This is a genomic window from Janthinobacterium sp. PC23-8 (genome assembly GCF_002250505.1).
Lineage (GTDB): Bacteria > Pseudomonadota > Gammaproteobacteria > Burkholderiales > Burkholderiaceae_D > Janthinobacterium.
In genome coordinates this window covers 838,037-857,061 of the sequence record NZ_NJGY01000001.1, presented here as the reverse complement: position 1 = coordinate 857,061, position 19,025 = coordinate 838,037, and the positions used below count along the sequence as shown (strand labels likewise).

Here is a 19,025-nt window from a genome sequence, read left to right as displayed (position 1 = left end):
TTGGCCGGCCCGGACTTCAAGACCGAACGCGCGCCGCTGGCGTGGCTCGGCTATCCGAGCATCAAGGCGGCAGCTGACTTTGAAGCGAAAAAGGGCGAGCCGCCGCGGCTGGTGCAGGCGTGGACGGTCGCCATTGAAGAGGCCGCCGGCAAGGCCGGCAAGGCCGATACCGAGATCGGCTTTGTGATCCACGATGCGGGCAATGCGCACAAGGACTCGTCCGACCGCATCGGCGCGCTGGCGCAGACTTTGACCTTGCAGTTGCCCGAGTTTGACTTTCTCAAGCAAAGTTTCAACCTGACCGCCGTGCTTGGCGAGACGGGCGCGGGCACGGCCTTGACAAATGTGGCGCTCGCTATCGCCCATGCGCATCACTTTGGCAAACCGGTGCTGGTCGCCGGCACCAGCGATTTGTCTGCGCCGGTGGCGCTGGTGGTGGCGCCGCCGGCGGTGGTGCGGCCGATCAAGTTCGATCAGCCGTGGTTTCGCGCACGCGGCGGCAATCATGCTTATCTGCCGTGGTGGGGGCTGCGGCATGATGCGCCCGAGTATCTGCAGGGGTTTTCGCAGTGATCCATATCGACAGGGAGGCAGCATGCGTGGCGTGATTCGTTTGAATGACCCGACCAGCCATGGCGGCAAGGTGACGGGGGCGGCGCCGAACAGTTCGGTGCTGGGGGTGGCCGTGGCGCGCAAGGGGGACCCCTGCAGTTGTCCGGTCAAGGGTCACGTGCGCTGCACGATTGCGGAAGGCGATCCGCAGGTGCTGATCGATGGCGTGCCAGTGGCTTTTGAAGGCCACAAGACGACCTGCGGCGCCAGCCTGATTTCCACGGTGGGCAACAGCGGGCGGGGCTGAGGCTCGGCGCTTCAATCGAGGCAGCTGTCGATGGCGCGCGCCAGTTTGTCGACGATCTCGTCGACATGGCCGGCGTTGATGATATACGGCGGCGCCAGCAGCACATGGTCGCCTTGCTGGCCGTCGATGGTGCCGCCCATGGGGTAGCACATCAGGCCGGCCTGCATGGCTTGCGTCTTGATCTGCGCATGCAGGCACCGGGCCGGGTCGAACGGCTGTCTGGTGGCGCGGTCTTGCACCAGTTCCAGGCCCAGGAACAGGCCGCGTCCGCGGATATCGCCGACGTGAGCATGGTCGCCGAAGCGCTGGACCAGCCGGTCTTTCAAGATGCTGCCCATGGCGCGCACATTGGCCAGCAGATCGCGCTGTTCGATTTGCTGCTGCACCGCCAGCGCGGCGGCGCAGGCGGTGGCGTGCCCGATATAGGTGTGGCCGTGCTGGAAGAATCCCGTGCCGGCGCGGATGGTGTCGCGGATGGCTTGCGACACCATCACCGCGCCGATCGGCTGGTAGCCGGCGCCCAGGCCCTTGGCGATGCAGATCAGGTCGGCGGTGACTGCCTCCTGTTCGCAGGCAAACAGGCTGCCAGTGCGGCCCATGCCGCACATGACTTCGTCGAGTATCAACAGCACGCCATGACGCTGGCAGATGGCGCGCATGTGGGCAAAATAGCCGGCGACGGCGGGCAGGGCGCCGGCAGTGGCGCCCACTACCGGTTCGGCAATAAAGGCCAGCACATTTTCCGCGCCCAGTTCCAGTATCCGTTCCTCGAGTTCCCGGCCCAGGCGCGCCACGTAGTGCCCATCGGTCTCTCCGTCAGCCTGGTCGCGGTACGCATAGCAGGGCGCCACATGCGTGACGTCGATCAGGAGCGGCGCGAACTGCCGGCGGCGCCAGGCGTTGCCGCCGGCGGCCAGCGCGCCCAGGGTGTTGCCGTGATAGCTCTGGCGGCGCGCGATGAGATGGCGGCGCTGCGGTTCACCGCGCTCAACCGCATGTTGGCGCGCCAGCTTCAGCGCGCTTTCCACCGCTTCCGAGCCGCCCGACACAAAATACACGCTGTCGATGCCGGCCGGCGCCCTGGCGACCAGGAAGTCGGCCAACTCTTCCATCGGTGCGCTGCTAAAGAAAGAACTGTGGGCGTACGCCATGCTGGCCACTTGCCGCTGCACGGCCCCGATCACGGCCGCGTCCGAATGTCCGAGGCAGGAGACGGCCGCGCCACCGCAGGCGTCCAGGTAGCGCTTGCCGCCGGCATCGATCAGGTAGGGGCCGTCACCGGCAACGGCGGTAGGGTAGCTGGCGCTCAGGCTGCGGTGTAAGACATGGCTCATGGCGGCGCTTTCGGCAGGGAGGGAAGCGCCAGTATAAGATGATGAAAAGCAATTTACAACATATGTTGTATTTAAAAGTTAAATACAGCAATAGATGCTTGGCAGGCTTAAGATGGCGTTCATCTTGCCCGTCCACACTGGGCAGGCCATACTGGCGGTTGACTTTTTATGGAAACTCCCATGCGCATCCTGCTGGCCGAAGACGATATCTCGCTCGGTGAAACCATCCTCGCCTGGTTGCGCCTGGACCAGCACGCCGTCGACTGGGTCGAGCGGGGCGACTCCGCGCAGACGGCCCTGATGACCCATCATTACGACTGCGTGCTGCTCGACCGTGGCCTGCCCGGCATGAGCGGCGACGCCTTGCTGGCGCAATTGCGCAGCGCCGGCAACGCCGTGCCCGTCATTCTGATCACCGCCTTCAATGCGCTGGCCGACCGGGTCGGGGGGCTGGACCTGGGCGCCGACGACTACCTGGTGAAACCGTTTGAACTGGAGGAAATGTCGGCGCGCATCCGTGCGGCCGTGCGGCGCGGCGCCAGCCAGAGCAGCAACGAACTGGCGCATGCCGGCATCGCCCTCAATAGCGACACCAAACAGGCCAGCCTCGATGGCCAACCGGTGGCGCTGACGTCGCGCGAATACCATGTGCTGCATGCGCTGCTGTTGAGGAAAAACAGCATCGTCGCGCGCGCGCAGATCGAGGAAGCGCTGTATGGCTGGGGCGACGAGGTGGAAAGCAATGCCATCGAAGTGTATATCCATAACTTGCGCAAGAAATTCGGCGCCGACAGCATCGTCACCGTGCGCGGCCTGGGCTACCGGCTGAAGAACGATGACAGCCAGGGCTGAGCGGGAACGCAAGCCGTGGTCGCTGCGGCGGCGCCTGCTGGCCGCCATCGTTGCCGCCAGTACCGTGCTGTGGCTTGCCAGTCTGGGCATTGTCACCATGATCGCCTGGATTGAAACCAACGAGGTGTTCGACGATGCGCTCGAGGAATCGGGCCAGATGCTGATGGCCGCCACTACCGACTGGCAGCAGCGCGGCCTGCTGGCGCGCGCGCAAGAAGGTCGCGGACCCGACCGCAAGGTGGACATGCAATACCAGATCGTGGTGGGCGGCCAGGTGGTACAGCGTACCAGCGGCGCGCCGTCGCAGCCCTTCGTGCGCCATTTTGACGACAGCCACGGCTTTGCCGACCCCGAAGTGGAACAGCGCCGCTGGCGCGTGTTCGTGGTGCGCGACGAAGAGCGCCAGTTCGAGGTGCAGGTGGGGCAGCGCTACAAGAAGCGCTACGATATCCTGCAGGAACTGGCCGAGCATCTGTGGCTGCCGGTTGCCGGCTTTCTGCTGCTGCTGGCGCTGGTGTGCTGGCTGCTGACGGGCAGGGTGCTCAAACCGCTGCGGGCGACCGTCTCAAAGATTGCCGCGAAAAGTCCGGGCGACCTGGCGCAGGTGGAACTGGCCGGCCAGCCGCGCGAATTGCTGCCCATCGTGCAGGCCCTGAACGGCGTACTGGGAAGGTTGGACGTGGCGCTGCAGTCCGAACGGCGCTTTACGGCCGACGCCGCCCACGAACTGCGCACGCCGCTGGCGGGCCTGCACATGCATGTGCAACTGCTGCAGCGCCAGCACCCCGAACTGGTGGCGCCGTTCCAGAAGCTGCGCCGCGATATCACGCGCGTCACCGCCTTGGTCGACAGCCTGCTGACCTTGGCGCGGCTCGACCCTTTGGCGCGCGCTCAGGTGGCGACGACACCGGTGGCGCTGGCGCCGCTGCTGGAACAATTGCTGGCGTCGCATGCGCAGGAAGCGACCAGTCGCAACATGGCGCTGTCCGTGCGCTGCGAGCTCGATATTGTCGAAGCCGATCCCGCCATGTTGGACATCCTGCTGCGCAACCTGCTCGACAATGCGCTGCGCTATTGCCCCGACGGCAGCCGCATCGAGATCGTGGCCGAACGGCACGCGGGGCGGCCCCGCATCGGCGTGCGCGACAACGGCCCCGGCGTGGACAATGCCAGCCGCCAGCGCCTGAGCGAGCGGTTTTTCCGGGTGCTGGGCCAGCAGCAAGCGGGCAGCGGACTGGGTTTGTCCATCGTCAAGCGCATTGCCGACCTGCATGGCATGACGCTGGCGTTCGGTCCTGGCCTCGATGGCCGTGGCCTGGGCGTAACCCTGGATTTCCCAGGCGCTTGCGCACCTTAAGATACGGTTAATGTGGGTTCGGTGTAATGCGTCCATGCCTGCAGCGACAGGCAAACCCCACCACTACCGAAGAGGAATGACCATGAATAAATTGTTGAATATCTCTTGCGTGACTGCCCTGTTTGCCGCTTCCGCCTTTGCCATCGCCCAGCCCACCGGCTATACGGGGCCGTCGAACACGGCGCCAGCCGCCGCAGCCGGCTACACGGGGCCATCGAGCGTGGCGTTAATGACGGCCAGGGAGGTGCTGGCCAACGCCAAGGACGATCAATATGTCAAACTCAAGGGCAAGCTGACCAGCCACAAGGGCGGCGAGGACTATGAATTTACCGACGCCAGCGGCAAGCTGACGGTGGAAATCGACGCCAGGCACTTTCCGCCAGGCGCCAGGATCGATCATACGACGCTGGTGGAACTGACCGGCGAGTTCGACAAGGAAACCTTTGGCGAGTCGACGGTGGACGTCAAGCAGGTCAAGGTCGTGGCCAACTAAGGCGCATATGCCCCCAGTGCGCGCAACTGGGTTTCCGCTACGGCGATTGCATCGACCGCCTGCGGCCCGGCGCGCGCCACCAGCAGTTCGGCCAGGCTTTCGACGGCCGCTACCCCCGCCACGATGGACGGGAAGAACGAGGGGCTGTCGACGGCAATCACGATGCTGGCGTGCGCCTGCAAGGCCAGCGGCGACATGGCGCTGTCGCTGATGGCCACGACCAGGCAGCCGGCCTCGCGCGCGCGGCGTGCCACCAGCAGCGCTTCGCTGGAATACGGCGCAAAGCTGGCCACGAGCACCGCTTCGCCGGCCTGCAGGGCGCGCAAGTCCATCTCCAGGGTGCCGCCCTGGCCGCTCAGCAGCTGCACGCTGGGGCGCAGCAGGCGGTACAGGTAATGAAAAGTGTAGGCGATCGGATGGGCCGCGCGAAAGCCGGCCACATGCACGCGGCTGGCCGTTTCCAGCAGGCCGGCCGCCGCCAGCAGGGCCGCATGGCTGGCGCTTGCGGTGGCGGCCAGATTGCGCTGCTGCACCGCGAACACTTCGGCGACCAGCTCGCCGCCCTTGCCGGCCAGCGCGCCGGCTTTTTCCGCATACGGCGCCGGTCCGGCGCGCAACCGTTCGACGAAAATCGCTTTCAGTTCCGGCCAGCCCGGAAAGCCCAGTTGCTGCGCCAGGCGCACCAGCGCGCTCGACTGCACTTTGGCGCGCGTGGCGATGCTGCGCATGGACGAGACGGCCACATCGTCCGGGTGGTCGACCAGGTAGCGCGCGCCGGCCTGGAACTGCGGGCTGAACAGCGCATAGCGGGCCTGGATCTCGGCGATCAACGCCGCGTGCCTGTGGTGGTGCTTACTTGCCTGCATCGCCGTGCCTGAAGTGGGGGTAGGGCGATGGTACAGGATAGCTCAGCGTCCCGGTAGCCTGTCGATCCTAAGTAAGTACCAAGAAATTATTGTCAGATTATGACGAACAGAACCGGATGCGCTGCAAGGCGCCCGATGCGACGCAGTGCGAGCACTGCTAGCAGCGGGCAACGCCGCAGAGCGCCGGTTATGGAAGTCAGAATTTACAAGAATTTATGCGTACTTACTTAAGTCCGACAGGCTGCCAGGGTGGCGTAGCCGACGGCGCCTGCGCGCGGGCGCAGGCGGGCGAACAGGTGCGGACCGGCCTTGCGCCGCTGTGGCCCGGCGGTCAGCACGCGCAGGGCGGTGTCGAGGGGCACGTCGTGGCAATGCAGGAACAGGGCTGCCGCGCCAGTGCCGGCCATGTTCTGCAGCGCCAGCGCATGCTCGACCAGTGCGGCCGTGCGCATGTCCAGCCGGGCCGGGATATCGGGCTGGAATAATTGCTGAGGAACTCGCTGCGGGCCGCCCATGCCGTTCTCCGCCTGAAGTGATGAGGAACTGACAGCATAGAAGCACCGTGCCGTTTTACTTTGTTCCAGATCAAATCCACCGCTAAATTGATGCCATCAGGAAATTCAGGCGCAGGCCGGCAAGGGCTGTTCGGCGCCCGACAGCCACGCCAGCAGCTGCGCCTGCGACATGGGCCGGGCAAAATAATAGCCCTGCAATTCGTCGCAGCCGGCATGGCGCAGCACGTCGGCGTCGGCCGCGCTTTCCACCCCTTCGGCCGTCACCGTCAAGCCCAGCGTGTGGCCCAGGCCGATGATGGCCTTGGTCACGGCCAGGTTTTGCGGCGACTCATGGATGTTCTGCACGAAGCTCATGTCGATCTTCAGCTTGTCGAGCGGGAAGCGGCACAGATAATTGAGGCTTGAATAACCGGTGCCGAAATCGTCGATCGACAAACCGAAGCCCAGCGCCTTGATTTGCTGCAGGGTGGCGATGGTGTCGTCGACATTGTCCATCAGGATCGATTCGGTCAGCTCGAATTCGATCTGGCCTGGCGCGATGGGGAATTCGGCCAGCATCTCGCGCAAGGTCGCCACCAGGGCGCCGTTTTTCAGCTGGATTGCCGACAGGTTGATCGAGATGGCGATGGTGCCGATGTCGGCCTCGCGCCAGGCCATATGCTGGCGGCACGCCTCGCGTATCACCCAGGCGCCGATCGGCACGATCAGGCCCGACTCCTCGGCCAGGGGAATGAAGCTGTCGGGCGCGATCAGGCCGCGCTGCGGATGGTTCCAGCGGATCAGTCCTTCCACGCCGTGCAGCAGGCCGCTGATGGCGTCGATGCGCGGCTGGTAGTGCAGCACCAGCTGCTGGCGGTCGATGGCGTGGCGCAGATCGCTTTCCAGGTGCAGCTGCTGCAGCTGCTGGTCCTGCAGCTGCGGCGAGTACATGCGCGCGTGGTCGCGCCCGCCGCTCTTGGCCTGGTACATGGCGGCGTCGGCGTGGCGCATCAGGGTGTCGAGGTCGTCGCCGTGGTCCGGGTACACGGCCACGCCCACGCTGCACGACACATACAGTTCGCTGCCGGCCACCTGGTGCGGCGCGCGCATGGCCGGGATCAAGCGCGCCTCGAGCAGGCGGCCGATGGCCTCGATATTGTCGATGCCGTTCAGGATGACGACGAATTCGTCGCCGCCCAGGCGGCTGACGGTATCGCCATCGCGCACCAGTTCCAGCAGGCGCGTCGACACCGATTGCAGCAGCGCGTCGCCCACATGATGACCCAGCGCATCGTTGACGTTCTTGAAGCGGTCCAGGTCGATGAACAGCACGCCGACCTTGTCGCCGTTGCGGCGCGCCTGCGCGATGGCGGAGGCCAGGCGCAGGTTCGACACGTGGCGGTTGGACAGGCCCGTCAGCGCATCGTGGTGGGCCATGTGCTCGATCTGGCGCTCGCTGGCCTTGCGCTCGCTGATATCGAGCGAGCTGGCGATAAAGTGGGTGGTCACGCCGCCCTGATCGCGCACGGCGTTCAGCACCAGCCAGGCCGGATAGCTTTCCATCGACTTGCGCTGGATCGAGATTTCTCCCTGCCAGTAGCCGCGCTGCGCCAGGGTGTGGCGCAGGTTGGCCAGCTGTTCGGGGCTGTTGCCGGGCGCCAGCAGGAAGGCCGGACGCTTGCCGATCAGCTCGACCATATCGTACAGCGCATGGCGGCGGAAGGCCTGGTTGACGGTGATGATGCGCATGTTCGCGTCCATCACGATCAGGCCTTCGGCCGACGCTTCGAACACCTTGGCCCACAGCTCCAGGCGCGACTCCATCTGCTTGGTCTTGTTGATCGGCGTGAAGGTCGACAGCACGGCGCGCTGGCCCTGGTAGTCGATCAGGCGCGCCGAGATCAGGGCCCAGCTCGGTGCGCCGCCGCTGTGCCACAGCACTTCGAATTCATCGACGGCGCCCAGGTCGCTCAAGCGCTGGAAGAAGCGCGAACGGGCCTGCGCGCTCATGCCGCGGCTCCACGGATCGAGTTCCAGCCCCTGCTGCCACGCATGCGCGGCCTGGTTGGCGTGCAGCACCTGGTGATGCGGGATCGAGGTGACCATCATCGGGATCGCAATCGCGTCGACCAGCTGGCGCTGCGCGTCAAAGGCGCTGGCGCGCGCCACCAGTTCCTGCTGCGCCACGCGCTGGAAGTCGAGCTGCTGCAGCATGGTGTTGAAGGCGTCCACCAGGCGGCCGATTTCGTCAAAGCTGTGCCAGTCGGCGCGCAGGCCATGGTCGCCCGTCTCGCGCACCTCCTGCGCCACGCGGGCCAGGCGGCGGATCGGCAGGGCGATCTGGCGCGCGACAAAAAACACCAGCCCGAGGATCAGCGCCAGCAGCAGCACGGCCGTGCCCAGGTGCAGCCACATGCGCGTGAAAAAGCCGTCGACCCGCAGCTGGATCAGGCGCTGCAGCTCGGCTTCGGCATCCTGCCAGGCCAGCCGCAGGCTGGCCACCGCCGCCGCGTCGCGCCGCAGCAGTTCCTGGCGGCCGGCCGGATAGGGTTCGGCGCCGGTCAGCGCCTGGGTGCTGGCGCGGAACTGGCCGATCGCCTGGTTCAGGGCCGCGCGCGAGTTTTCCAGGCGCCGCCGCAGCGCCGGCGTGCTGGCCTCGAACGCTTCCGTGTAGTCGCTGCCGATGCCGCCCATGGTGGCGTCCATGCGGCCTTCGAGGATCAGGAATTGCGTCTGCATGCGCTGGCGCTGCGCGCCTTCGGCGGTGCACAGGGCCAGCGCCAGTTCGCGCATGCTGTTGACCACTTCGAGCAGTTCGGGAAAACGCAGGATCACCAGCGACATGGTGTAGTAGCTGTCGAGGTCAGGGTCGAGGATCAGGTTCGACTGATTGCCCACGCGCGTGAGCAGTTCGCGTCCGGCGACAAACACCGGCGAAGGCGCGGTGGCGTCGCTTGCCGCTGTGGCCTCGTGCGGCTGTTTCAGCAGGGCGGTAAAGCCGGCGGCCAGTGCGCCGCTGCGCATGCCGCCGCCCAGCGCCCCTTCGGCGCGGGCGATGCCGGCCGCCGCCGCCGCGCCCTGTTCTTCGGCGCCGGGGCGCGTCAGCGGCAGCAGCGCGTCGCGGATCACGGCGATATACTCGTTGCCGGCCATTTCCTTGCGCGAGAAATCGATGGCCAGGTATTTTTCGTTGATCAGGATGCCGGAGATGAAGATGACCGCCGACAGGTCCAGCAGATAGATCAGCGCCAGCTTGCGCCCCACCGTCAGCTTGCCGATCAACCGCGAGATTTTGCCCACCATGCCTGCACCGCCTTCTCGTCTGCCGATATATATTTTCTTATAAGCAATTTTCATGCCTGAAAATACAGTAATTCTCACCATCTTCCGACGCTGTCCGCACCATGCTGGTGCAAGCGGGCGCCGGGCGAAAAAAAGGCGGCGCACCGCGCCGCCTCTTCATTGCATGGTGCGCTTACGCTTCGGCCACGCGTTTGGCGATATGCGCCAGCGCCTCTTCCACCTGGTCGATCAGGATCAGACACAGATCGCCTTCTCCCAGGCGCGCCAGGGCGGTGTCGATGGCGATGAATTCACCGTTGATTTCATCGATATGGCTGGTGCGGCTGGCGCCGTCGAGTCCCTGGCGCAGCAGGGCGACGACTTCGCCGTCGGCGCGGCCGCGCTGGCACTGATCCTGGTACAGCAGCACGTCGTCGAAGGCGGCGCCGAGGATTTCGGTCTGCTGGCGGATATCTTCGTCGCGCCGGTCGCCGGCGCCGCTGATGACCACCGAACGGCGTTTGGCCGGCATGCTCTCCACCGCCTGCACCAGCGCCAAGATGGCGTCGGGGTTATGGCCGTAGTCGGCGATCAGCGTCGCTCCACGATAATCGAACACATTGAAGCGGCCCGGCGCATTGTCGTTCTCGTTGGCGAACGATTTGAGGCCGGCGCGGATCGCGTCCCAGTCCAGGCCGACGGCCCAGGCGGCGGCCACCGAGGCCATGGTGTTTTCCACCTGGAAGCCGATGGCGCCGTTGCGCGTGATCGGCACTTGCGACAGCGCGATCTCGTGGCGCATCTTGCCTTGCGCGGCCACCAGCTTGCCGTCTTCCACGTAGACCACGCGGTTGCCCTGGGCGCGGTGGGTCGCCATCACGGGATGCGATTTGTCGGCCGCAAAGAAGGTCACGCTGCCGCTGCAGTTCTTCGCCATGCGCGCCACCGCCGGGTCGGTCGCGTTCAGCACCGCCACGCCGCTGTCGGCCACGTTCTGCACGATCACGCGTTTCAATACCGCCAGGTCTTCCACGGTGGTGATGTAGTTCAGGCCGAGATGGTCGCCGGCGCCGATATTGGTCACCACCGCCACCTGGCAGCGGTCGAACGCCAGGCCTTCGCGCAGCATGCCGCCGCGCGCCGTTTCGAACACGGCCGCGTCGACATCCGGGTGCAGCAGCACGTTGCGCGCGCTGCGCGGGCCGCTGCAGTCGCCGCTGTCGATCTGGCGCCCTTCAATATACACGCCGTCGGTATTGGTCATGCCGGTGCGCAGGCCCGACGCCGTCAGCAAATGGGCAATCAGGCGCACGGTGGTGGTCTTGCCGTTGGTGCCGGTCACCGCCACCACGGGAATGCGGCCGTCGTCGCCTTCGGCGAACATGGCGGCGATGATCGCTTCGCCGACCGGGCGCGGCCTGCCGAACGACGGCGCCAGGTGCATGCGCAGGCCCGGCGCGGCGTTCACTTCGACGATGCCGCCGTTCTGTTCTTCCAGCGGCTTGAGCACGCTGTCGGCGACCACGTCGACGCCGCAAATGTCCAGTCCCACCATGTGCGCGGCGGCCACGGCGCGCGCCGCCACTTCCGGATGCACGTCGACGGTGACGTCGGTGGCCGAGCCGCCGGTCGACAGGTTGGCGTTATTGCGCAGGATCACGCGCTGGCCCACCGGCGGCACCGAGTCGGCCACGAAACCCTGCTTGGCCAGGCTGGCCAGGGCGATGTCGTCGAAGCGGATCTTGGTCAGCGAGGTGGCGTGGCCGCTGCCGCGGCGCGGATCGAGGTTGACCTGGTCGACCAGTTCGCGCACCGTGTGGCGGCCGTCGCCCACCACCTGCGGCGGATCGCGGCGGGCGGCGGCGACCATTTTGTTGCCGATCACCAGCAGGCGGAAATCGTGGCCAGGCAGGTAGCGCTCGACCAGGATATCGTCGCGAAATTCCTGCGCCGCGATAAAGCCGGCCGTCAGCTGCTCGCGCGTGGTGACGTTGACGGTCACGCCCTTGCCCTGGTTGCCGTCCTTTGGCTTGACCACCACCGGCAGGCCGATCTCGCAGGCGGCGGCCCAGGCGTCGTCGGCGTCAAGCACCACGCGGCCTTGCGGCACCGGCACGCCGGCCGAATCGAGCAGTTTCTTGGTCAGTTCCTTGTCCTGGGCGATCGCTTCGGCAATCGCGCTGGTGCCGTCCATTTCGGCGGCCTGGATCTTGCGCTGGCGGCTGCCCCAGCCAAACGTCACCAGGCTGCCTTCGGTCAGGCGGCGAAACGGGATATTGCGCGCCAGCGCAGCGTTGACGATGGCGCCGGTCGATGGCCCCAGGCGCACGTCTTCATCGAGTTCCTGCAACTGCAGCAGGGCGCCGGCGAGATCGAATGGCGCATCCTCGAGCGCGGCCAGGCACAGCTGCTGCGCCAGGTGCAGCGCCAGGCGGCCGACGGCTTCTTCCGAGTATTCGACGACCACCTGGAAGATGCCGGTTTCCAGCGTCGGCGTGGTGCGACTGAAGGTGACCGGGCAGCCGGCTTGCGCCTGCAGGCCCAGCGCCACCAGTTCGAGCACCTGCGCCATCGGCGTGGCGTTGTAGTTGCCCAGCGGTTGCAGCGGACTCAGATGCGGAAAGATGTTGCGCAGGCGCGCTTCGAATCCAGGCAACTGGGCGATGTCGAGTTCCTGCGTGGTGCAGGAGACGATGGCTTCCACGGCGGTGTCGTGGCTCCAGAGATTCGGGCCACGCAGGGCCCGTACGCGAGATACTTCCATAATTGAACCGTAATCCTTGTCTTCTTGTGGGCCCGGCTTGCGCCGGGCTTGTTCTGTACGATGCCGAGCCTGGTTATCGCTTAATTGCCGATACAGCCGGGCGCCGCGTCAAACGTGCGCAGCCCCGCGCAAATAAGGTCGGTGGACAGGTCCAGCGACCAGGCGGCGGCGGCGACCGCCAGCACGCTGTCGACGTTGCCGGCGGTGGCCGGTTTGAGCAGGTCCAGGCACAGCAGCACGATTTCGATGCCGCCTTCGGCCAGCACGATATGGTTGCCGCGCACGAAAACGGCGCGCAAACCCTCGGCCAGGTGCGCCACGATGCCGGGCAGGCTGCCGTCCTGGGCGTACAAGGTGACGCTGCCGTCGCACAGCGCGGCCAGTTCCAGCACCTGCGCTTGCGCGGCATTGAGCACCGCCACGCCGGTCGGCAACACCACGTCGACCTGGCTGCGCACGGCCTTGTGCAGTCCCATCTCGTCGAGGATGTCGAAATCCTTGACGTCCTCCAGGCTGCCCATGTCGGTGACGATGCCGATCTGGCAGCGGTCATAGGCCAGGCCTTCGGCCAGGATCATGCGCGGATTGCTTTCGAACAGGGCGGTCTGCACGGTGCGGTTGAGCAGCAAGCGCTGGCCCGCGTCCCAGTTGACGCAATTGCCGCTGACCACGCGGCGCTGGTCGAGGAACATGCCTTCGCCGCAGACGGCGCCCGTGTGCAGGCCCGACAGGTTGAGCAGTTTGCACAGCATGCGCACGATCAGGCTGGCGCCGCGCGTGCCGGTCACGCCGATCAGCGGGATGCGGCCCGTTTCGTCAGGCTCGAACAGATGGTCGACAATTGCCGCACCGACGGCGCGCGGCTTGCCCACGCCCGGCTTGATATGGGCCAAGAGGCCCGGGCTGGCGTTCACTTCGATAATGGCGCCGCGCTGCTCTTCGAGCGGGCGCGTGATGTCCTTGGTGACCAGGTCGATGCCGGCGATATCGAGGCCGACCACGCGCGCGGCCAGCAGCACCGCATGCGCCACCGAAGGGTGGACCTCGTCGGTGACGTCGATGGCGACGTTGCCGTTCGGCTGGATCAGCACTTGCTGGCCGGCTTGCGGGATCGATTGCGAGGTCATGCCCTGGCGCTGCAACTCGAGCACGATCTCGCCCGATTCATGCGGCCTGACGGTGCCGAGCGGGAAATCTTCGCCGTCGCCGCGGCGCGGATCGGTATTGATCTGGGCGTCGACCAGTTGCAAGATGGTCGACACGCCGTCGCCATCGACCCACAGCGATTCGCCCTTGGCGGCGGCGACCAGCTTGTTGCCGACCACCAGCAGACGGTGTTCGTCGCCGGTAATGAAACTTTCGACAATCACGGCCGAGCTGTCGCCCTGGCGCGCGGCCAGGGCATAGGCAGCCTTCACGTCGGCCTCCGTCATGAGGTTGAGCGACACGCCACGGCCATGGTTGCCGTCATACGGTTTGACCACCACCGGCACGCCGATATCCTGTGCTTCTTCCCAGGCCGCTTCGGCGCTGCGCACCAGGCTGCCTTCGGGTACGGGCACGCCGCACGATTTCAACAGGAACTTGGTCAGGTCCTTGTCGCTGGCGATGCCTTCGGCAATCGCGCTGGTGCGGTCGGTTTCGGCGGTCCAGATGCGGCGCTGCGCGGCGCCATGGCCCAGTTGCACCAGGTTGCCGTCGTTCAGGCGCAACGAAGGAATGCGGCGTTCGGTGGCGGCATCGACGATATTTGCCGTGCTCGGGCCCAGGCAGCGCGCGTCGACCATGTCGCGCAGCGGCGCCAGCGCCGCTTCCAGGTCGAATGCGGTGTCGTTGATGGCGGCCATCAGCACCGCGCGCCCGGTTTCCAGGCAGGCGCGGCCGACCTGTTCCTCGCGCGTGCGGAAGGCCATTTTATAGACGCCGCGCTGGCTGGTCGAACGCGTCTGGCCGAAACCGGTACGCATGCCGGCCAGGTTTTGCAGTTCCAGCACCACGTGCTCGAGGATGTGGGCCGCCCAGGTGCCTTCGCGCAGGCGCGCGAAAAAGCCGCCGCGCTCGCCCACGCCGCAGCGGTGCTCGATCATGCCGGGCAGCCATGCGACGAGCCGCTCGTACAGGCCGGGCAGGGTGTTGGACGGGTAGTCTTCCAGTTCGCCGATATCGACCCAGGCCTCGATCACCGGACGATAGGTCCAGATATTGGGGCCGCGCAAGTGGGTGACGCGGACAAATTCGATGTTCTTCTTCTTGATCATGTAAGTGGTTTCTTGATAACAAGCCAGGCGTCTGGGCGCCAGATACTTTATGGTGGCTCTACAGAGACTTTTCAGTCTCGTGCTTGGTTCTTTATCCCGGGTATGCGCAGTGTGCCACTTTTAGCAGGCTCTTGTCGCGGTTGCTTCTACTATTCTGCTGGAGTTACGTTTCTAATTGTTACGAATCCTTGCCTTGCCTGCCATTATTGCCCTGTCTTGCCCCTCACTTGCATCATTTGCGCAACGGCACCTTGTTGTATACTTCAGCCTGGCGTTGCAAAAGCGCAGCATCCACCTGGCCCTTCCTGATCAGTTTGCTAATCCATACCTTACCTGCAGGCATCCATTCGATACAATACAGGAAATTGCCACTGGTATATCTGCCAGCCGCCGTCCCGCTGCAAACCCCAATGACAGGCAGCTTTCACCCCCCAATCCGCCCTTCGAGGGCCAGGCCATGAGCCGGAGCATGCTTTACGATGACAACTGAACTGATAGTTCCCGCAGTAACCACCCCCGCCACCGCGCTGCCCGATCACTGGCTGGCGCAGGTGGAAAAGCATCTGCTTGCTGGGGAGAACGTTTTAACTGGCGTGGAGGTTGACCTCGACGCGCGATTACGTTTCACAAAAGGCATAATTGTTGTCACGGAGAAGCGCTTGCTGGCGCGCACCCCCGGCCAGACCGAGTGGCAACACTGGTCCTACCGTCCCGGCTTGCGCCTGGTACACCACGACCACGCCGGTGTCGGCCACCTGGAATTGTTCGATGACCATGGCCGCCTGGCCGCGTGGCGTTTTACGCTGGGCCAGAACCTGCACGCGATCCGGGTGCTGGAGCAATTCGTCGAGCGCCTCGACAGCCACCTGACGGGCCAGCCGGTCTTGCCGGCCGAGCAGGAAGTGTGCCCCAGCTGCAAGGCGCCGCTCGAACCGGACCAGGAGGAGTGCCCGATCTGCGCCAAGGTGCTGCATACGCCGCCATCGACCTGGACCCTGTTTCGCCTGTGGCGCTTCGCCCATCCGTATCGCGGCCAGCTGGCGCTCGGTTTCCTGCTGATGCTGCTCAGCACCGCCGCGCACATGATACCGCCCTACCTGACGGCGCCGCTGATGGACAATGTGCTGATCCCGTACCAGAACGGGCAGAAGATCGACTCCTGGCTGGTGGTGTATTACATGGCCGGCCTGCTCGGTTCGGCCCTGCTGGCCTGGCTGCTGGGCTGGGGCAAGACCTATGTGCTGGCGCTGGTGTCCGAGCGCATGGGCGCCGACCTGCGTTCGGCCACCTACGAGCATTTGATGAAATTGTCGCTGGAGTTTTTCGGCGGCAAGCGCACGGGCGACCTGATGTCGCGCATCGGCAGCGGCAGCGACCGCATCTGCGTGTTCCTCTCCTTGCACCTGCTCGACTTCGCCTCCGACGTGCTGATGATCATCATGACCGGCGCCATTTTATGGTCGATGAACCCGTGGCTGGCCATCATGACCCTGGCCCCGCTGCCGTTTATCGCCTGGATGATCCACCTGGTGCGCGACCGCCTGCGCACCGGCTTTGAAAAGATCGACCGCGTGTGGAGCGAAGTGACCAATGTGCTGGCCGACACCATTCCCGGCATCCGCGTGGTGAAAGCGTTCGCCCAGGAACACCGCGAAGCGGCGCGTTTCCGCGACGCCAATGCGCACAACCTGGCCGTCAACGACAAGCTCAATAAGGTGTGGTCGCTGTTTTCGCCCACCGTTTCCTTCCTGACCGAAATGGGTTTACTGGTGATCTGGTGCTTCGGCATCTGGCAGCTGTCGCGCGGCGAAATCACGGTCGGGGTATTGACCGCCTTTATCGCCTACAGCACGCGCTTCTATGGCCGCCTCGATTCCATGAGCCGCATCGTGTCGGTGACGCAGAAATCGGCCTCGGCCGCCAAGCGCATCTTCGACATACTCGACCATGTTTCCAGCGTGCCGGAGCCGGCGCAGCCGGTCAGGCTGGACAAGGTCGAAGGCCGCATCGACTTGCGCGAAGTCGGTTTCCGCTACGGCAACCGGGCGGTCAACCGCGGCATCACGCTCAATATCAAGCCCGGCGAAATGATCGGCCTGGTCGGCCACAGCGGCTCGGGCAAGAGCACCCTGGTCAACCTGATCTGCCGTTTCTATGATGTCTCGGAAGGCGCGATTTTGCTCGATGGCGTCGATATCCGCTCGTTCGCCGTGTCCGACTACCGCCGCCATATCGGCCTGGTGCTGCAGGAACCGTTTTTGTTCTTCGGCACCATCGCCGAAAACATTGCCTACGGCAAGCCGCACGCGACGCGCCAGGAAATCATCGCCGCCGCGCGCGCCGCGCACGCCCACGAATTCATCCTGCGACTGCCGCAAGGCTACGATTCGATGGTTGGCGAACGCGGCCAGGGCCTGTCCGGCGGCGAGCGCCAGCGCATCTCGATCGCGCGCGCCCTGCTGATCGATCCGCGCATCCTGATCATGGACGAAGCGACCTCGTCGGTGGACTCGGAAACGGAAAAAGAAATCCAGAAAGCGCTCGACAACCTGGTGCAGGGCCGCACCACGATCGCCATTGCGCACCGCCTGTCGACCCTGCACCGGGCCGACCGCCTGGTGGTGCTCGACCGTGGCCAGGTGGTCGAAGTGGGCAGCCACGACGAGCTGATGGCGAAAGAGGGCGCGTATTACCGCCTGTATGAAGCGCAGGCCCGCAACGCCGCCGAAATGGTATTGGACGACAAGGAATAAGCATGGCCGAGATTACTTTTACCTTAAGCCGCGACACTTACGGCAAGCTGTTGATGACCACGGCCAACGGCCAGGTGCATGAGGGCGTGGCGCCGGTGCGCGCGTTTCCGATCCAGTCGCCCGACGAAGGCATTTCGCTGGTGCAAGGCGACGGCAAGGAGGTGGCGTGGATTGATGCGCTGGACGATTTGCCGCCGGCGTCGCGCGCCTTGCTGGTGGAAGAGCTGGAAGGGCGCGAATTCATGCCCGAAATCTCGCGCGTGAAAAGCGTCTCCAGCTTTGCCACGCCGTGCACCTGGAGCGTCGCGACCGACCGCGGCGACACGCAATTCGTGCTCAAAGGCGAAGAAGATATCCGCCGCATCGGCGCGGCGTCGCTGCTGATCGCCGACAGTCACGGGATACAGTTCCTGATCCGCGACATGTTTACCATCGACAAGCACACGCGCAAAATCCTCGACCGCTTCCTGTAATGCGATGGCTCAGTAGCTCAGCACGAGGCTGAACGCGGTGGTCTTGTCGCGGTAGCTGAAGGCGCTGACGGAGGCGTCGATCACCGTGCGAGCGTAGTTGAGCTTGAAGCTGGCGTGGCGGTTGACTGTATAGCTTGCGCCAAGCTGCGCCATGGTTTGCACCGCGTGCAGCGTGGGCTGCCCCTGGGCGTCATAACGGTTCCGGCCATACGACAGCGTGGTGGCCAGTGCCGGCAGCGCCTGCCATGCCATGCCCAGTTGCGCGCTGCGGACGTTTGCGCCGGGCGAGCCGGGCAGGTTGGTTTCCACGAACAGGCGGCCCAGCGACAGCGTGGCCGCCAGGCGCTCGCTGGCCTGCCAGGACAGGCCCATGGTCGCCATGGGTGCGCCGAAGTGGCCGAAAGCGGGATCGAGGTAGCGGTGGCTGGCGCGGCCTGCCTCGACTTGCCCTGTCAGCGTCGGCAACAATGCGCCCTGCAACCCGAGCACGACAGTATTCGAATGCGAGTTGCGCTGGCGCAGGTTTTCATCATACGGGTCCACGTAGTTGATCAGCGTGCGCACCGCCTTCAGATATACCAGCACCGGTGGCGCCAGCTGATAGCCGACGCGCAGCGAACCGTCCCATTGCTTGCGATCCTGATCGTCGCGCGTGGGCGGCATGCCTTGCTGGTGCTGCACGTCCTCGGAATCGAGCGCAACTTGCTGCAACACCAGGCTGGCCTGCCAGGGCGAGGTGTGCTTCCAGTCGATGCCCAGCATGGCGTTTCGGTTGCGCACTTCCGTCAGGCCCAGCATGGTCGGATCGTCGAGCACGCCGCGCCTGCTATGGGAACGCGTGGCCGACAGGGAAAATGGCATCTTGAACTGCCCGCTCGCGAGCCACTCGCCGTTGGCGGACAGCACGAAGTTGTTGCTGCTTTCCTGCTTCAGTCTGGCGTAGCTTTCGCGCGCCACCTGCGCCTGCAGCGCCAGCGTATGCTGCGCGCCGCTGTCACTGGCGTTGACGGTGGCCGTATAGCGGGTGCGCCGGTCCGAGATGGCGTCGCGGTTGGTCAGCAGGGCGTTGTCGGTCAGCTCCTGGTCGACCTGAAACTGTGGCGTGAAGCTCAGGCCGGCCTGCGCGGCGCCGGCGGCCGGTGTCTGGGCCAGCGCGCAGGCCGGCGCCAGCAGCAGCAACAGGCAGGGCAGGCGGGAGGCAGGGCGGTGCGGGGGCGAAGGATACATGATGGCTCGCTTG

13 protein-coding genes and 1 pseudogene are annotated in these 19,025 nt (G+C 65.3%); 7 read left to right on the top strand and 7 right to left on the bottom strand.

The window, feature by feature from the left end; genetic code table 11:
* Positions 1–573, top strand: a pseudogene (locus CD932_RS03725) (hypothetical protein); the annotation flags it as partial.
* A gap of 22 nt (positions 574–595) precedes the next feature.
* Positions 596–859 carry a PAAR domain-containing protein gene (locus CD932_RS03720; protein ID WP_094441452.1) on the top strand — a complete coding sequence of 88 codons (264 nt, stop codon included), beginning with the start codon at positions 596–598 and terminating at the stop codon, positions 857–859.
* Positions 860–870: 11 nt separating this feature from the next.
* On the opposite strand, the gene CD932_RS03715 is transcribed toward CD932_RS03720, so the two are convergent.
* Entirely contained in the window at positions 871–2,193 is a 1,323-nt protein-coding gene (locus CD932_RS03715) for an aspartate aminotransferase family protein (protein ID WP_094441451.1), read from the bottom strand.
* Positions 2,194–2,373: 180 nt separating this feature from the next.
* Between CD932_RS03715 and CD932_RS03710 the strand changes: the two genes are divergently transcribed.
* From CD932_RS03710 to CD932_RS03700, 3 genes are all read left to right on the top strand, one after another.
* Positions 2,374–3,045, top strand: coding sequence for a response regulator transcription factor (locus tag CD932_RS03710; protein ID WP_094441450.1), 672 nt, complete (start codon positions 2,374–2,376; stop codon positions 3,043–3,045).
* On the top strand, positions 3,029–4,402 hold the full coding sequence (locus CD932_RS03705) for an ATP-binding protein (RefSeq protein ID WP_094441449.1): 1,374 nt from the start codon (positions 3,029–3,031) through the stop codon (positions 4,400–4,402). Before CD932_RS03710 ends, CD932_RS03705 begins: the two co-directional genes overlap by 17 nt.
* Before the next feature lie 82 nt (positions 4,403–4,484).
* On the top strand, positions 4,485–4,895 hold the full coding sequence (locus CD932_RS03700; protein WP_094443433.1) for a YgiW/YdeI family stress tolerance OB fold protein: 411 nt from the start codon (positions 4,485–4,487) through the stop codon (positions 4,893–4,895).
* Here CD932_RS03700 and CD932_RS03695 read toward each other — a convergent pair.
* From CD932_RS03695 to cphA (CD932_RS03675), 5 genes are all read right to left on the bottom strand, one after another.
* Complete coding sequence (locus tag CD932_RS03695) at positions 4,892–5,761, bottom strand: MurR/RpiR family transcriptional regulator (RefSeq protein WP_094441448.1); 870 nt, start codon at positions 5,759–5,761, stop codon at positions 4,892–4,894. The two genes, CD932_RS03700 and CD932_RS03695, sit on opposite strands and share 4 nt — an antisense overlap.
* A gap of 227 nt (positions 5,762–5,988) precedes the next feature.
* Positions 5,989–6,276: a hypothetical protein gene (locus tag CD932_RS03690; protein WP_141213170.1), complete on the bottom strand. Its 288-nt coding sequence runs from the start codon at positions 6,274–6,276 to the stop codon at positions 5,989–5,991.
* Between the two features lie 105 nt (positions 6,277–6,381).
* On the bottom strand, positions 6,382–9,558 hold the full coding sequence (locus tag CD932_RS03685) for an EAL domain-containing protein (protein ID WP_094441446.1): 3,177 nt from the start codon (positions 9,556–9,558) through the stop codon (positions 6,382–6,384).
* 172 nt (positions 9,559–9,730) lie between these two features.
* Complete coding sequence (gene cphA / locus CD932_RS03680; protein ID WP_094441445.1) at positions 9,731–12,301, bottom strand: cyanophycin synthetase; 2,571 nt, start codon at positions 12,299–12,301, stop codon at positions 9,731–9,733.
* An 80-nt stretch (positions 12,302–12,381) separates the two neighbouring features.
* A complete protein-coding gene (gene cphA, locus CD932_RS03675) occupies positions 12,382–14,559 on the bottom strand; it encodes a cyanophycin synthetase (RefSeq protein WP_094441444.1) in 2,178 nt (725 codons plus the stop codon).
* Between the two features lie 479 nt (positions 14,560–15,038).
* Here cphA (CD932_RS03675) and CD932_RS03670 point away from each other — a divergent pair, with 479 nt between their 5' ends.
* Both CD932_RS03670 and CD932_RS03665 read left to right on the top strand, forming a co-directional pair.
* Entirely contained in the window at positions 15,039–17,312 is a 2,274-nt protein-coding gene (locus CD932_RS03670; protein ID WP_217907229.1) for an ABC transporter ATP-binding protein, read from the top strand.
* Between the two features lie 2 nt (positions 17,313–17,314).
* A complete protein-coding gene (locus tag CD932_RS03665; protein ID WP_094441443.1) occupies positions 17,315–17,785 on the top strand; it encodes a DUF1854 domain-containing protein in 471 nt (156 codons plus the stop codon).
* Between the two features lie 9 nt (positions 17,786–17,794).
* Here the strand turns inward: CD932_RS03665 and CD932_RS03660 are convergent, their stop codons facing one another.
* A complete protein-coding gene (locus tag CD932_RS03660; RefSeq protein WP_094441442.1) occupies positions 17,795–19,012 on the bottom strand; it encodes an outer membrane beta-barrel protein in 1,218 nt (405 codons plus the stop codon).
* Positions 19,013–19,025: the final 13 nt, after the last annotated feature.

Bases quoted from the DNA above. Each gene is read 5' to 3' on its own strand.
- CD932_RS03660 (WP_094441442.1), bottom strand. From the start codon at position 19,012: ATGTATCCTTCGCCCCCGCACCGCCCTGCCTCCCGCCTGCCCTGCCTG.
- CD932_RS03670 (WP_217907229.1), top strand. From the start codon at position 15,039: ATGACAACTGAACTGATAGTTCCCGCAGTAACCACCCCCGCCACCGCG.
- CD932_RS03690 (WP_141213170.1), bottom strand. From the start codon at position 6,276: ATGGGCGGCCCGCAGCGAGTTCCTCAGCAATTATTCCAGCCCGATATC.
- CD932_RS03705 (WP_094441449.1), top strand. From the start codon at position 3,029: ATGACAGCCAGGGCTGAGCGGGAACGCAAGCCGTGGTCGCTGCGGCGG.
- CD932_RS03695 (WP_094441448.1), bottom strand. From the start codon at position 5,761: ATGCAGGCAAGTAAGCACCACCACAGGCACGCGGCGTTGATCGCCGAG.
- cphA (WP_094441444.1), bottom strand. From the start codon at position 14,559: ATGATCAAGAAGAAGAACATCGAATTTGTCCGCGTCACCCACTTGCGC.
- CD932_RS03700 (WP_094443433.1), top strand. From the start codon at position 4,485: ATGAATAAATTGTTGAATATCTCTTGCGTGACTGCCCTGTTTGCCGCT.
- CD932_RS03720 (WP_094441452.1), top strand. From the start codon at position 596: ATGCGTGGCGTGATTCGTTTGAATGACCCGACCAGCCATGGCGGCAAG.
- CD932_RS03715 (WP_094441451.1), bottom strand. From the start codon at position 2,193: ATGAGCCATGTCTTACACCGCAGCCTGAGCGCCAGCTACCCTACCGCC.
- CD932_RS03710 (WP_094441450.1), top strand. From the start codon at position 2,374: ATGCGCATCCTGCTGGCCGAAGACGATATCTCGCTCGGTGAAACCATC.
- cphA (WP_094441445.1), bottom strand. From the start codon at position 12,301: ATGGAAGTATCTCGCGTACGGGCCCTGCGTGGCCCGAATCTCTGGAGC.
- CD932_RS03665 (WP_094441443.1), top strand. From the start codon at position 17,315: ATGGCCGAGATTACTTTTACCTTAAGCCGCGACACTTACGGCAAGCTG.
- CD932_RS03685 (WP_094441446.1), bottom strand. From the start codon at position 9,558: ATGGTGGGCAAAATCTCGCGGTTGATCGGCAAGCTGACGGTGGGGCGC.